General features: G+C 49.8%; 14 protein-coding genes. 7 read left to right on the forward strand and 7 right to left on the reverse strand.

The window, feature by feature from the left end; genetic code table 11:
* The first annotated feature begins 36 nt into the window (after positions 1-36).
* The 3 genes from C7452_RS06315 (at position 37) to C7452_RS06325 (ending at position 4,124) form a co-directional block, all read left to right on the forward strand.
* Positions 37-402, forward strand: a complete 366-nt coding sequence (locus C7452_RS06315; RefSeq protein WP_115892608.1) for a hypothetical protein — start codon at positions 37-39, stop codon at positions 400-402.
* Between the two features lie 12 nt (positions 403-414).
* Positions 415-1,743 (forward strand): prephenate dehydrogenase, encoded by a 1,329-nt coding sequence (locus C7452_RS06320; RefSeq protein ID WP_245942882.1) that lies wholly within the window; start codon positions 415-417, stop codon positions 1,741-1,743.
* A 191-nt stretch (positions 1,744-1,934) separates the two neighbouring features.
* On the forward strand, positions 1,935-4,124 hold the full coding sequence (locus tag C7452_RS06325) for a CDC48 family AAA ATPase (RefSeq protein ID WP_048061106.1): 2,190 nt from the start codon (positions 1,935-1,937) through the stop codon (positions 4,122-4,124).
* Between the two features lie 122 nt (positions 4,125-4,246).
* Here the strand turns inward: C7452_RS06325 and C7452_RS06330 are convergent, their stop codons facing one another.
* A complete protein-coding gene (locus C7452_RS06330; RefSeq protein ID WP_115892609.1) occupies positions 4,247-4,777 on the reverse strand; it encodes a hypothetical protein in 531 nt (176 codons plus the stop codon).
* A 366-nt stretch (positions 4,778-5,143) separates the two neighbouring features.
* Between C7452_RS06330 and ahcY the strand changes: the two genes are divergently transcribed.
* The 3 genes from ahcY (at position 5,144) to C7452_RS06345 (ending at position 9,112) form a co-directional block, all read left to right on the forward strand.
* On the forward strand, positions 5,144-6,397 hold the full coding sequence (gene ahcY, locus C7452_RS06335; RefSeq protein WP_115892610.1) for an adenosylhomocysteinase: 1,254 nt from the start codon (positions 5,144-5,146) through the stop codon (positions 6,395-6,397).
* An 11-nt stretch (positions 6,398-6,408) separates the two neighbouring features.
* A complete protein-coding gene (locus tag C7452_RS06340) occupies positions 6,409-7,032 on the forward strand; it encodes a DUF2119 domain-containing protein (protein WP_342769720.1) in 624 nt (207 codons plus the stop codon).
* Positions 7,033-7,183: 151 nt separating this feature from the next.
* Positions 7,184-9,112: an IGHMBP2 family helicase gene (locus C7452_RS06345; protein WP_170130318.1), complete on the forward strand. Its 1,929-nt coding sequence runs from the start codon at positions 7,184-7,186 to the stop codon at positions 9,110-9,112.
* Positions 9,113-9,124: 12 nt separating this feature from the next.
* On the opposite strand, the gene fen is transcribed toward C7452_RS06345, so the two are convergent.
* The 6 genes from fen to C7452_RS06375 all read right to left on the reverse strand — a co-directional run bounded on the left by fen (position 9,125) and on the right by C7452_RS06375 (position 14,321).
* On the reverse strand, positions 9,125-10,111 hold the full coding sequence (gene fen / locus C7452_RS06350) for a flap endonuclease-1 (RefSeq protein ID WP_115892613.1): 987 nt from the start codon (positions 10,109-10,111) through the stop codon (positions 9,125-9,127).
* Between the two features lie 19 nt (positions 10,112-10,130).
* The gene (locus C7452_RS06355; protein WP_048176153.1) at positions 10,131-10,670 is read right to left on the reverse strand and encodes a chorismate pyruvate-lyase family protein; all 540 of its coding nucleotides are present in this window, start codon (positions 10,668-10,670) and stop codon (positions 10,131-10,133) included.
* A gap of 1 nt (position 10,671) precedes the next feature.
* Positions 10,672-11,937 carry a homoaconitase large subunit gene (gene hacA, locus C7452_RS06360; protein WP_115892614.1) on the reverse strand — a complete coding sequence of 422 codons (1,266 nt, stop codon included), beginning with the start codon at positions 11,935-11,937 and terminating at the stop codon, positions 10,672-10,674.
* Positions 11,938-11,946: 9 nt separating this feature from the next.
* Complete coding sequence (locus C7452_RS06365) at positions 11,947-13,122, reverse strand: homocitrate synthase family protein (RefSeq protein WP_115892615.1); 1,176 nt, start codon at positions 13,120-13,122, stop codon at positions 11,947-11,949.
* 190 nt (positions 13,123-13,312) lie between these two features.
* Entirely contained in the window at positions 13,313-13,846 is a 534-nt protein-coding gene (cyaB, locus tag C7452_RS06370) for a class IV adenylate cyclase (RefSeq protein WP_115892616.1), read from the reverse strand.
* 91 nt (positions 13,847-13,937) lie between these two features.
* Positions 13,938-14,321 (reverse strand): hypothetical protein, encoded by a 384-nt coding sequence (locus tag C7452_RS06375; protein ID WP_115892617.1) that lies wholly within the window; start codon positions 14,319-14,321, stop codon positions 13,938-13,940.
* A 220-nt stretch (positions 14,322-14,541) separates the two neighbouring features.
* Here C7452_RS06375 and C7452_RS06380 point away from each other — a divergent pair, with 220 nt between their 5' ends.
* On the forward strand, positions 14,542-15,087 hold the full coding sequence (locus C7452_RS06380; RefSeq protein ID WP_010877235.1) for a TATA-box-binding protein: 546 nt from the start codon (positions 14,542-14,544) through the stop codon (positions 15,085-15,087).
* Position 15,088 lies beyond the last annotated feature (1 nt).

The following is a 15,088-nucleotide window of genomic DNA, read 5'->3' on the forward strand; positions in this document are numbered from 1 at the left end:
GGAGTATTCTCATGGAAGGCTTCGGAGTGTAATGTGATGGGTGACTATGGATCTGGAACTGCAATCTTCCTCAGTATAATCGCCGGGTTTGTGATGCTCTTCTTCATCGATGGACTGTTTGTTTACACCTTCACCGGCTTTCTGGCAACCTACCTCACAAGGCCAGATAGGAGAAGCGCCGGGGAGGGGGGTACCGCATCCCTCATACTTGCTGTTCTCAGCTTTGCCTCCGGGATGATATTCGGGCCAGAGATGCCTGGAAGAATCGCTGGACTTGTTGGACCTGATGTGTTCAGTCTGTCAGTGGGATTCTTGATTGTATGTGCCATCAGCCTCCTCCTTGGAAGTATCGGAGGTTACATAGCTGTTAAGGCCTTCAGAAATGATGTGGATAGGCTGTGAGTACTTGATGTCATGGATAATGAAACGGTAGGTAAGATGATTATCAGCATCATAGGGGGTACCCGTGGACTTGGATACTGGATAGCCAGGTTCCTGAGGAAGGAGGGCTTCAGGGTCATAATCACCGGGAGGGACCCTGATACTGGCAGATCAGCCGCCGGAAGGATAGGTGCGGAGTACTGCCGTGACAATGTGAGGGCTGCCTCAGTGGCCGATGTTGTGGTTGTATCCGTCCCGATAGAGGTGACCTCGGATGTCCTCAGGGAGGTTGCGCCCCATGTAAGGGAGGGCGGACTCCTCATGGATGTGACCTCAGTCAAGGAGGAGCCAGCCAGGGTCATGGAGAGGTTCATAGCCAGGGGCGCCCACTACATCCCGGCCCATCCAATGTTTGGACCCCGTGTATCATCCCTTGAGGGGCAGGTAGTCGTCCTAACACCCTCCGGGGATAACCCCTGGCTTGATGATGTGATCCGGTTCCTTGAGGAGAGAAAGGCCCGTGTGATAGTCACCGACCCATCCACCCATGACCGTATGATGAGTGTTGTTCAGGTCCTCACCCACTTCGCCTACATAAGCATAGCAGCCACACTGGAGGCTGAGGGTGTTGACATAAGGGAGTCCCGTAAGTTTGCAAGCCCAATCTACAACCTTATGATAGATACGATAGCCAGGATAGTGGCCCAGAACCCCTACCTTGCCTATTCGATCCAGACCCACAACACCTACGGGCAGGAGATGCGTGATTGTTTCCTGAGAACTGCTACCAGGCTAAACGAGATGCTGAGGGATGGGCGAATGGATGACTTTGTGTCAGGGATGGGTCTTGCAGCCAAGAACATAGACGACGTGGAGGCATCACTTGGCCGATCAGATAAGGCCATAGAGGCACTTAATCAGGAACTGATTGTGCTGAGGAACTCTGTTGGTCAGGAGATTGGCATCAAGCACATCTATTCAGGCAGGGTGCATGTTGGTGTACTTGAGTCTGTTACACCTGACTATGCCATGCTGAGGTCCGGTAAGAGGGTCATGAAGTTCAAGATCTCCAATATCAGGGTGCTGTCAGAGGAGGAACTCCGCCGCTGGAAGGTTGAAAACCTTGATCTGAGGGTCTATGATGTATCTGCTCTTTTTTCTGATTCCGTGGATCCAGAGGTCATAGCACACCTGATTGGTCTACTTGACTGTGTGGTTGATGTGAAAATTGTTGACCTTTACCGTGGGCCCCAGATACCCCCTGATCATTTCAGCTTAACCCTCAGAGTTAAGGTGTTTGACAGGGAGTGTTATGAGGAGATTCTGGGTGTTCTGAGGGGTATCGGTGCCTCAATAAGGTGATCCTGACCCTTTCTGTGTAACTCTGTTTAATACCCCATCGCACAAAATCCATCTAATAGTATATAAACTTTACCGAAACATTTATATATGATTACCTGTACATGTATTATAGTAACCTAAGTTTACTAAAATATTCCGTTAAATTAAATATCAACCGGAATCATAATAATAATCATAAAGAGGTGGGTTGTATGACAAAAAAAGAGATAAAATTAAAGGTTGCAGAGGCCCTGGCCCAGCAGGACGTCGGGAGGGGAATAGCCCGTGTGGACCCTGCATGCATGGAAAAACTGGGTCTTTCGGATGGAGACATAATTGAAATAGAGGGCAAAAAACTGACAGCTGCAACTGTAGTATCATCACAGTCCGACATAGGACTCGGAATAATAAGGATAGACGGATACCTCCGTAAAAACGCCGGCGCATCCATAGGCGAAGAGGTGACAGTCAGAAGGGCCGACGTCAAGGACGCCCAGAAGGTCGTTCTGGCCCCAGTGGACCAGGAGGTCATAATAAGGGGGGACATAAGATCAGCATTCCTCAACAGGGTACTTGTTAAGGGAGACATAATAGTATCAGGTATCAGACAGCATATATCCGGCGGCGGACTCTTCGACGAGTTCTTCAGGGACTTCATGGACATATCACCCCTCGGAGAGATCAAACTGGCCGTCGTATCAACAAGTCCCGCAGGTGTTGTGCGTGTAACACCCTCAACACAGGTCGAGATGCAGCAAAAACCCGTGGACGTCAGCAAACTCGAGGGCGTCAAGAACCTCGTTGATGTCACCTACGAGGACATCGGAGGCCTCAAGGAGGAGGTCAAAAAGGTCCGGGAAATGATAGAGATCCCCCTCAAGAGACCGGAACTCTTCGAAAGGCTTGGAATAACACCACCAAAGGGTGTGCTCATGCACGGACCACCAGGAACAGGTAAAACACTCCTGGCAAAGGCCGTTGCCAATGAGAGCGACGCCCACTTCATAGCCATCAACGGACCCGAGATAATGAGCAAATACGTCGGGGGATCCGAGGAGAGGCTCAGGGAATTCTTCGAGGAAGCAGAAGAGAACGCTCCATCAATCATATTCATAGATGAGATAGACGCCATAGCACCCAAAAGGGAAGACGTGAGTGGAGAGGTTGAAAGGAGGATCGTTGCCCAGCTCCTCACCCTGATGGACGGCCTCAAGAGCAGGGGCCAGGTTGTTGTCATAGGTGCAACCAACAGACCTGACGCCCTTGACCCTGCACTCAGAAGGCCGGGCCGCTTTGACAGGGAAATCGAGATAGGAGTCCCTGACAGGGAGGAAAGGAAGGAGATACTCCAGATACACACCAGGGGGATGCCCCTTGCAGATGACGTTGACCTCGATGAACTGGCAGAGATAACCCATGGATTTGTGGGTGCAGACCTTGAGTCACTCTGTAAGGAATCCGCCATGAGGGTCCTGAGGAGGGTGCTCCCGGAGATAAAGGCTGATGAGGAGATACCCAAGGAGGTCCTCAAGAAGATGGTGGTAACAAGGGCCGACTTCAAGGACGCCCTCAAGGAGATACAGCCATCAGCCCTCAGGGAGGTCCTGGTACAGGTCCCCAACGTTTCATGGGACGACATAGGAGGCCTGGAGGGCGCAAAGCAGGAGCTGAGGGAGGCTGTTGAGTGGCCCCTCAAGTACCCCGACAGATTCAAGAAGTTCGGAATCAGACCGCCAAAGGGTATTCTCCTGCACGGATCACCGGGTACCGGTAAAACACTCCTGGCAAAGGCCGTTGCCAATGAGAGCCAGGCAAACTTCATAGCGGTTAAGGGTCCGGAGCTCCTGTCAAAGTGGGTCGGTGAATCAGAGAAGGGTGTGCGTGAAGTTTTCAGAAAAGCACGTCAGACAGCTCCCACAGTGATATTCTTCGATGAGATAGACTCAATAGCCTCAGTGAGGAGTGGAAGCACCGCCGACTCCGGCGTAACCCAGAGGGTGGTCAACCAGCTGCTCACAGAGATCGATGGACTTGAAGAGCTGCAGGATGTGGCGGTTATAGCCGCGACAAACAGGCCCGACATCCTCGACCCCGCACTCCTCAGGCCTGGAAGATTCGACAGGCACGTCAAGGTTGAGGATCCAGATAAGGAGGCAAGGCTCGCAATATTCAGGGTCCACACAAAGGACATGCCCCTTGCAGATGACGTTGATCTTGAAAAACTTGCAGAGAAAACTGAGGGATACGTCGGTGCAGACATTGAGGCTGTATGCAGAGAAGCCGCCATGCTGACCCTCAGGGATAACATGGACGCCGAGGAGGTCTCAATGAAGTACTTCCTTGAGGCCATGGAGAAAGTAAAACCAAAGGGCGGCGTAGAGGAGCAGGTCCAGTACCACTAACTCCTCGATAACTCCCTTTTTATAACTCCTTTTATTTTTGCAGAACTTCTATTTTTAAGGTCTCCTGTGATTTAATTTTATACTGACTCCAAAATGTAATTAGGTGAAAACTGAAGGGTCACCTAAAAATCATCAGCATAGTTCCCATAACCATTATTCTCCAGAAGTTCCTTTAGAGTTTTTTTCAGATCGCTAATTTCACAGATTGCAAAATCTTTAAGATTTGAATATTTGCTCTCTAAATCAAGTATATCTTTTAACTTGTTCTCTAAGTCAGATAATTGCTCACTCTTTTGCCCTTCCCTGGGCTGATCTGGAACTGTAATCAGGAGAAGAAATGGAGATTCCACATCATAAGGTTTTCCATTGATTTTAACTATACGTGTTAGTGCGTAGAGTGGGACTGGCCCGGCAATTTCTTTGGGAGTGGCCACAGTTTTTGCCTCGATGGCAAGGAAGGGTTCTTCATCATCAAAAATCATGATATGAGAAGTCCCTACCCAATGAGATCTTTCTCCGTCATGCAAATCACTCTCATCATACAATCTGATGCTTTTTATACCCTCTCTGTTCTGGACATATATGTTTTGATCCTTCAAAGGACCTGCGATATCCCTATAGATTTTATCTAAATACTTAGATATTTCACTCATTCTAACCCCCCTACCATGTACCTTTTCCTTTAATGGTTAGATACAGTTAACAATTTTCTCACTTATAAACTTTTGATCAATCTTTTGATCAGATGCTTAGAACTACATAGTAATCATAAACATAGGGCATATGATGGATGTGATCAAGGACTGTTATGGAAAAAATGTCAGTATCACTCATTCTTATAAGATCTGAATTCATGAAATCCCGCCCCAGTGCACTGAATGGCGTTATTGAGGGCCTCTCTGAGTTCAGTGATCTCACCTGAGATTAACACCCCCAGGGCCCATTAACTATTTTTAAGTGATGACCCACAACCTATTATCTACAGACAAGGAACTCCAAGATGTTAACCGGGTGATGCAATGCCATATAAAGTTAAAGATATTTCACTGGCCCCTCAGGGCGAAAAAAAGATCAGATGGGTTCAGGAACACATGCCTGTACTTGAAAGGATAAAAAGTGACTTCTCAGAGGAGAAACCATTCAAAGGAGTCACCATAGGATCATGCCTTCACCTCGAACCAAAGACCATAAACCTTGGTCTCACACTCCAGGCAGGTGGTGCAGAGGTCGCCATGACCGGATGCAACCCCCTATCAACCCAGGACGACGCCACAGCCGCGGGGGCGAAGATGGGACTCAACATGTACGGGTGGCGTGGGGAGACAAACGAGGAATACTATGAGAACATACACCGCGTCCTGGACCATGAACCTGAAATCCTCATAGACGATGGTGCAGACATGATATTCCTTGTCCACCGGGAGAGACCGGAGCTCCTTGATGGGATAATAGGTGCCTGTGAAGAGACAACCACTGGTATAAACCGGTTGAGGGCAATGGCAGCCGACGGAGCCCTCAAATTCCCTGTGATGGCGGTGAACGACGCCTACACCAAGTACCTCTTTGACAACCGCTACGGTACCGGACAGTCAACCTTTGACTCCATAATGGGGACCACCAACATGCTGATAGCCGGGAAGACCGTCGTGGTCTGCGGCTACGGGTGGTGCGGTCGCGGTATAGCCATGAGGGCTGAGGGACTTGGAGCCAGTGTAATAGTGACCGAAGTGGATCCCATAAGAGCTCTTGAAGCACGTATGGATGGTTTCAGGGTTATGAAGGTTTCAGATGCTGTTAAGGAGGCCGATATACTCATAACAGCCACCGGGAACACAGACGTGGTTTCTGAATCCGAATTCATGAACATGAAGGATGGCTGTGTCATGGCGAACTCCGGCCACTTCAACGTTGAGATAAACCGGGAGGCCCTTGAAGAGCTCTCAAGGGAGACAGAAAAGGTTAAGGAGGACATCGAGGTGTTCATAATGCCTGATGGACGTAAACTATACCTTCTGGCTGAGGGCAGGCTTGTGAACCTTGCATCCGAGCGCGGCCAGGGTCATCCTGCAGAGATAATGGATATGAGCTTTGCAATGCAGGTACTATCAGCAAGACACCTCCTCCAGGAGAAACCAGACCCGGGAGTCTACCGGGCACCCGATGAGATAGACCTGATGGTCGCCCGGATGAAACTCGATGCCATGGGCATTGATATCGATGAACTCACAGAAAAACAGAGACTCTACCTTGAAAACTGGGAAGAAGGAACCTGATCTATCCACAGGTGACAATATTGGGATTTTTCAGGTTGATAGATAAGGGGGATGGCCCTGTAAGGTTATTTGTGGGTGGTGTGCATGGAAGGGAGGGTCTCACCACCATAAGGGCCCTCAGAAGACTGGGTTTCAATGACATAGATAATGGCAGGCTGATAATATACAGCTGCAACCCCACTCCCTACATCAGCACCCTCAACCCTGACTACTACAGGAGCCCCCAGGGGAGGGAGATACTCAGACTCATAGAGAAGTACCGGCCATCAACCTACCTTGAGGCCCACTGCTACCGCAGGGAAAGCTATGATAAGCTCACAGATCCGTCAAGGAAGTCATCTGAGGGTGTTCCTCCACTCATAGAACTTGAAGAGGGTGTGCTTATAGGATCGGTGTCTCCACATATACGTAAGAAGCTCTTCAAACGTGATGATATCTGTCTCACAGTTGAGATGCCATGTCTGGATGGTGGATCAGACAGGAGTCTTGATGTCTATGTGGAATTCCTCAGGACGGTTGCATCCTCGGAAAGCAGGAAAGAACTTGAACTTCGCCTTGAAGGCAGGTATCCTGTGCAGGTTGAAACCGCGAGAAGATATGCCCGGGAGTTCTTCGGGGAGTACCCGCCATTCTGATAGAGGATCCTGGACTAAAATCCCTGAAATCCAGAAGGGACATGGTACCCCCTTCAGCGTATGATCTTCTGAGAGTCTATAAAGATCCGGAGAGGGTGAGAGAATCAGCAGGCTGAAATCATATATAAAGAGGCTCATAAGACTTGTTGAAATGGAGAGGGAAGCCGAAATAAGCGCCATGATGAATGAGATAAGGAGGCTTTCCCCCAGACAGCGCGAGAGGGCCGGAAGGGCTGTGAATGGATTGAACGGTAAGATAACCGGGAGAGAGCTGGGATTTCACCTTGTCAAGTACGGAAGACGTGACCCCATAGACACCCAGATCTCCGTGGGTGACCTCGTCCTTATAAGTAGGGGAAACCCCCTCAGGAGCGACCTGACAGGTACCGTTGCAATGAAGGGTAAGAGATTCCTGGTTGTTGCCCTTGAACATGTTCCTGGATGGGCCCTCAAAAATGTAAGGATAGACCTCTATGCCAATGATGTGACCTTTCAGAGAATGATTGAAAACCTCAAATCCCCAACCAGAAACGTTCTCAGGGTCCTGGGTTTCCTCTGCGGTACAGAAAAACCTTCAGAGGGGGCTGATGTGGTTGATTTCCAGGCTGTGGACCCAGAACTCAACGAATCACAGATGGAGGCCATCAGGATGGCCCTTGGATCAGATGATTTCTTTCTCATACACGGCCCCTTTGGAACCGGTAAAACCCGCACCCTCCATGAGCTAATAAGGCAGGAGGTCATGAGGGGCAGCCGGGTCCTTGTAACCGCCGAGAGCAACGCAGCAGTTGATAACCTCCTTGAGGGAATTGCAGGTCATGTTAAATGCGTCCGCCTGGGACACCCCCAGAGGGTTTCAAGGGAAAACCTGAGGGAGACCCTTGCCTATAAAATTGAAAACCACCCTGAATACAGGAAAGTCCAAGAATACCAGGAGAAGATCGATGAACTCATAGAGGAACGTGAGAGGCACCAGAAACCCACCCCACAGATCAGGAGGGGCCTCAGTGACACCCAGATACTCATCAACGCCACAAAGAGGAGGGGTGCGAGGGGCATCTCACCCAACGTCATGATCTCAATGGCCCGCTGGATAGAGACAAACCAGAGGATAGATGACCTCCACAGTAAGCTTCAGGAGGCAGAGATGAGAATCGCTGACAGGATACTCCGGGAGAGCCAGGTTGTCCTTTCAACCAACTCCTCTGCAGCCCTCGAGTACATAGATGGCTTAAAGTTCGATGTCGCCATCGTCGATGAAGCATCCCAGGCCACAATACCAAGCATACTCATACCCCTTGCAAGGGCCCCAAGATTCATACTGGCAGGGGATCACAGGCAGCTCCCACCCACAATACTCAGCAGAGATGCATCCGAACTTGAGAGGACACTCTTTGAAGAACTTATCGAACGCCACCCGGGCAGATCCAGGATGCTGAACTGCCAGTACCGCATGCACCCGGCCATAATGGAGTTCCCCAACCGTGAATTCTATGATGGGAGGATAAGGGCCCATCCATCCCTTGAGGATATAAGCATCAGGGATATCATCGAGGATGTCCCTGACTCCGATATCTGCCGGAAACTCGCAGATCCCGACCCCGTCCTCTTCATTGACACTTCAGGACTGGATGGCTGTGAGCGCAGGCTAAAGGGTTCAACCTCAATACAGAACCCCCTTGAAGCGGACCTTGCAGTTATAATCTCCCGTTCACTCATGAGGATGGGTGTTAAACCTGAGGAGATCGGTATAATAACCCCCTACGATGACCAGGTAGACCTCATCTCATCCATGATAGATGTCGAGGTGAACAGTGTTGACGGATTCCAGGGACGTGAGAAGGATGTTATAATAATCTCAATGGTTAGAAGCAATCGGAATGGCAGTATAGGGTTTCTGAAGGATTTAAGGCGTCTAAACGTTTCACTCACCCGTGCCAGACGCAAGCTCATAATAATAGGGGATAGCAAGACACTCTCAGCCCACCCATCCTACAGGCGGCTCACTGAATTCTGCAGAAAAAGGGGATTCCTTGATGAACCCGGCCTCGATGAGGTCAGGAAGTGGGGTGCTTCATAAAAATTAATGCTTTCAGAACCAGTCCTCGAGGCTCTTCTGGGTGGAGGATGCGCCCTCAAATTTTTTAAGTGCCGCCCTCACACGGTCCTCTGAAAAGCCGTGTTCAGTGCACAGGAACTCGATAACACCTTCCACGTCAGGTTTTCTCCACCTGATCTCATAGTCCTCTGAAACCTCTGGCTCCAGAAAGATCCCCCTGAGGACCCGGGGGTCGCCACCTATGTCAGCTTCAAGGTCCCTGATGACGTTGAAAATGTCGCCCTTCTCCCTGATGAGTTTGAGTCCCCTCCTTGCGCCTATCCCCTTTACACCCTCATTGAAGTCAGTCCCGACGAGTAGTGCCATATCCACGAGCTGTGTGTGGCTGATTGAGAGTTCCCTGAGGGTGGACTCCAGTTCAATGATCTCGGGGTCCTCAAGTTTTCCGCTGATGGTGAGGTTCCTTACAACCCTTGGGGCGCCGAAGAGGAGACAGTCATAGTCCTGGGATGCCACGGCCCATGCATCGCCCATCTTAACCATGTATGATGCCTGAGCCTCCCCCTCACCGGGTGCCTGTACATAGGGTATTCCCAGAAGTTCCAGGAGCCTCTTTGAACTCTCCAGTATTTCTGAGGACATCCTTGCGGACCTTACAGCATATTTTCTCGCCCTGTCAATGTCCCCCTCCTCAAGGGCCCTCTTCCACTCAACCTCAGATTTCTTCCGGATATCAGCCCTCCTGCTCACGGTCTCGCCCTTGAGGTGATGGGACCTTCCATCGAAGACATATATGACCCTTATCTCCCTCTCCATGACCGCGGCCGTCCTGTAGAGTATGCCGCTGAGGTGTGATGTTACTCTACCCCTGGAATCCATGAGGGGTGTTCCATCCCTCTGCCTTATGCTTGATAGGAACTGGTAGAGTGTGTTGGCTGCATCGACTGCAACTGTTCTTCCCCTAAGGTCCTCAAGGCGTATCCTGCGGGGTGATACAACATCCCTGAGTTTAACTCCCATATGAACACCCGGTGAATCTCTAAAACTCCTCCCTGAACCATTCGAAGGGGAAGGTCTCCTTTATCCTTATGAGAACCTCACCTTCATGGATGATGTTGTAGGTCCTTGTGAGCATCGGGGAGTCTGTCCCGAATATCTCCCTCAGCTGGGGGTTCGGGTTCTCAATGTCAAGGACCTCTATCTCCCTCCTTGACTCTATGTTATGCTTCTTCAGGATCCTCCCTATGGGTACATCGGCCCTTATGAGATCCTCCCTGAACCCATCGTCGAGCCTTGAGAGGGGGATGTATGATACTGCATGTATGAGGGGCTCCCTGTTTCCTATGACAACAACCCTGTAGTTTACAGGGTCTCCCATGGAGATGTTGAGCTTATCTGCTATTTCCTGGTTGCAGGGTATGAATTCCTGTTTCAGGGTCCTTATGGTCACTGTTCCCCGCAGAACGTCAAGTATCCTTGTTACCGAGCCGTCTGTTGAGAGCAGTATCTTCTGGGTGTTTGAGAGTTTCCCTATGAGCCTCTCAATACGTTCAATCTCCTCCATGACATTAACATCCATTTCATGCCTCCTGTTGAGGGGCGCTTATTACCCCTTCAATGGCGGATTCTGCGACGACTGCCGGGTTGGCCAGGTAGACGCTGGATGCAGGGTCACCCATCCTTCCCCTGAAGTTCCTGTTGGTTGTTGCTATGCTGACCTCCCCTGGGGCAAGGACTCCCATATGGGCCCCCAGGCACGGGCCGCAGCCAGGGTTGCAGACTATTGCCCCTGCCCTGATGAAGGTCTCTATTATTCCATCCTCCAGTGCCTTAAGGTAGATCTCCCTTGATGCCGGCGAGACTATGAACCTCACATCCTCATGGACCCTCCTGTCGCTTATAACCTCTGCGGCGATTTTCAGGTCCTCGTACCGGCCGTTGGTGCATGAACCCAGGAATGCCTCGTCTATGTGGGTTCCCTCGACCCTGTGGACAGGGCAGACGTTGTCAACATCATCTGGACAGGCCACCTGGGGTTCAAGGTCTGAGACATCGAAGTGGTGATCCTCCAGGTACTGGCTGTCCTCATCTGAACTGTAAACCCTGAATTCCCTGCCTGTCCTTGCCCTCACATAGTCAAGGGTCTGCCGGTTGGGCTCCATTATACCGTTCTTTGCACCCATCTCCACGGCCATGTTGCAGATGGTCATCCTCCCGGAGACATCCATGCTCTCTATGGTGTCCCCTGTGAATTCCACTGAACGGTAGGTTGCACCATCAACACCGATCTCGCCTATGATGTGGAGTATGACGTCCTTTGCATACACGTGGCCCTCAGGTTTACCTGTAACCTCGATTCTCATTGCCTCAGGTACCATGAACCAGGTTTTGCCTGTTGCAAAGACCATGGCCATGTCAGTCGCCCCCATGCCTGTTGCGAAGGCTCCGAAGGCTCCGTAGGTGCAGGTGTGGGAGTCCGCCCCAACAATGACCATTCCAGGTCTTACAAATCCCCTCTCAGGCAGAACCTGGTGGCATATGCCTGCTGCGTTCTGGAATATGTTCACTATACCCTGTTCCCTGGCGAATTCCCTTGTGACCCTCTGGAACTCCGCGGCACCTATTGTGTTGGCTGGTACGTTGTGATCAAATACCATGACTATCCTCTCGGGGTCCCAGACCCTAGCGGGGCCTCCCCTTGAGGCTATATCCCTGAAGGTCCTGATGGTGGGGGGTGAGGTGCCGTCATGGGTCATGGCGAGGTCAACCCTTGCCTCTATTATCTCGCCTGGTGTGACCTCCCTGAGTCCTGCTGCCTCTGCGAGGATCTTCTCTGTCATGTTCATTTTAACCACCTAGAAGTCTACAGGTCCCCTTACGGACTTCACAATCCTGTAGAAGAGTTCATCGTTGATGTACTTACCCTTCTCCCTGTTTTTCTTTACCTCCTCCACTATCCTGCAGAGTTCATCCCTCGTGACATCGATGCCGTACTCCTCAAGTTTGGCCTTGACCGCACGGCACCCGGAGTGTTTCCCCAGCACTATCTTGCGCTGGTGGCCTATCATCTCTGGAAGGAATGGCTCATAGGTTAGGGGCTCCTCTATGACCGCGTCGACGTGTATACCTGATTCGTGTCTGAATACGTTCCTGCCGACTATCGGCTTGTTCTCAGGTACCTTCATTCTTGTGTGTTTCTCCACAAGCCTTGAGAGTTCATAGAGGACGCCTATGTTGAATCCGAGGTCAACCTCATAGATTATCCTCAGGGCCATGATCAGCTCCTCCAGGGATGTGTTGCCCGCCCTTTCACCTATACCGTTAACTGTGGTTGAGACTGCAGTTCCGCCTGCAAGTAGCCCTGCTATTGAGTTAGATAGGGCCATTCCAAAGTCGTTGTGGCAGTGAAGTGCTATGTCAACCTTGATGTCCCTGCGCAGTTCCCTGACAAGGTAGTCCATACCCTGGGGGCTTATGGCACCCACGGTATCTGCAATGTGGACCCTGTCTGCACCATAGTTCTCGGCCTTCAGGTAGATCTGCTTGAGGAATTCGAGGTCCGTCCTTGTTGCATCCTCTGCTGAAAATGCCAGGAAAAGCCCGTGATCCTTGGCATACTCTATGGAGTTCATGCAGACGTTGAGGGCCTCCTCCCTTGTGAGTTTAAGTTTGTGTTTCAGGTGGAGGTCTGATGTTGCCATGAAGGTTATGACTCCATCCACATCACAGTCTATTGCTGCGTCGATGTCATCCTTCTTTGTCCTGCAGAGTGCCAGTATCTCTGCATTGAGGCCCTCATTTGCAATGGACTTCACTGAAACTCTTTCCTGTTCTGATACAACCGGAAATCCGCTCTCTATCTGATGTATGCCGAGCTCATCAAGTTTTCTGGCTATTTCAAGTTTTTCTTCTGTTCCAAGGCATACACCTGGGGTCTGCTCCCCGTCACGCAGTGTTGTATCGTAAATCGTGATCCTGTCAGGAAATTTTAATTCAGCTTCTTTATTGAAGGGGCTAACAAAGTATCTCAAGGGATTACCACCTTAATGCTTTATTAAAATGAATACTTGGCATTTATTTAAAATTAGATATATTAGTATAAAAGGTTTGAGAGTGCATCCATATTCCGGTGGCTGAAATATGGTGGGTCATGACGTGTTATGGTATGATAATGATCAGAGACCGCATCAGTGAATTTGAAATATCTGAGGATCATCATCCTTACTCCTCGCCCAGTTCAAGGAGCTCGAGGTATGACCTCCTCTCAAATCCGTCCTCGATGCCAAGTTTTCTGTAGAGCTCAAATATCTCCCTGAGGGCCCCGGCATAGTCACTTCCGTCGGGTAGATCCCTCTCAATTTCAAGGTAGGTCCCCAGGCCCATTACGGTGTCAATGGAAACTGTGAACTCTCCCACACTGTAGATCCTGCGTTCCTTTACGACCTCCCTCACCATCCTGAAGCCGAGGGATTCCAGTATCTCTGCGGCCGTCCCCGGGTCAGCGACCTCCGTCTCGAGTTCCTTTCTTGTCTTGCTCTCTTCATCTATCTTGGGGCCCTTGTAGGTGATGAAGGTCCTCCCACCGGATCTTCTTATCCTCAGGGCCTCGTCTGTCCTTGCGAAGTCCCTGTGGGGGGCGTTGAAATACAGGTCATGCTGCTCCTCTTCAGAGACATGAACGCCTCCAAGTGAGAGTATCCGATCAACCATCTCATCTCTATCATGAATTTTTGCCTTAACCTCAACCTCAATCAAATGCTACCACCCTTCAGTGCTCTAACACAGACATAATCATAAAGTAGAGTGCACATACCTGGATGCTCTAAAACAGTTTCAGAAACATCCATTACCACTCTTCAGTGCTGGCGATCTCAAGACCGGCGTATTCCCTCAGGAATATGCTCGCATCTTCCAGCTGTTCAAGGAGTGTCTCGATTATCCTGTCCACTCCCTCATAGGGGCCCAGGAGATCATCCCTCTCATCCATAAGAGCCCTTCTCCTTTTGACATCACCCCTGATGTCAGGGTCCCTCATTTTCTCAAGGTACTCCCTCCTTATTAATCTCATGTCCATATGGAGGTTGTACCTTATCCTCTTCAGATTCCTTATAGCGTCTTCAACCTCCCTCAGAATCCTGAGGGCCTCCTCCTCAGATGAGGGGTCTATTTCAATGCCCTCAATCCCAAGTTCCTCAACCTGTTCCTTGTAAAACCTTGGATCAATAACCACTTCATCCCCCTCTATTCATTAAGTATGTTAAATTATTTAAGGATGGTGCTTAAAATATGAAAAGAGTTTGATGATAGGCCACAATAATTCTTCAATTGAGGAATGATAAACGCTGAATATTAACCGCATTATTATTCATAATAACTAGTTTTTTACGTCAATATTAATATAGGTGCATTTAAATTTATATGTAGGTTTAACTTCACCGGGAGGTATCTAGTTGACAGATGTGGATATCAAAATAGAAAATATTGTTGCTTCAGCAACCCTTGGAAAATCCATTGATCTTCAGACAGTTGCAGAAGCCCTTGAGAATGTTGATTTTAACAGGGAACAGTTCCCGGGGCTTGTGTACAAATTAAAGGAGCCAAAGACGGCTGCACTGATCTTTGGATCAGGCAAACTCGTATGTACAGGAGCCAAATCAATAGAGGACTCCAAGAGGGCCATAAAACTGACGGTTGACATGATGAGGACCATGGATCCTGACATACCAGAGGAATTTGAAATAAAGATCCAGAACATTGTGGCCTCGGCGAACCTTGGAAAACCACTTAACCTTGAGGCTGTTGCCCTTGGACTTGAAAATACAGAGTACGAACCTGAACAGTTCCCTGGACTCGTTTACAGACTGGATGATCCCAAGGTGGTGCTCCTGTTATTCGGTTCAGGTAAGGTTGTATGTACAGGAGCCAAGAGTGCAGAGGATGCTAAACTTGGAGTTGAAAAGACTAAGGCAAGGCTTGCCGAGTTAGATCTGATTTAAT

The organism is Methanothermobacter defluvii (assembly GCF_003385755.1).
GTDB classification, from domain to species: domain Archaea; phylum Methanobacteriota; class Methanobacteria; order Methanobacteriales; family Methanothermobacteraceae; genus Methanothermobacter; species Methanothermobacter thermautotrophicus.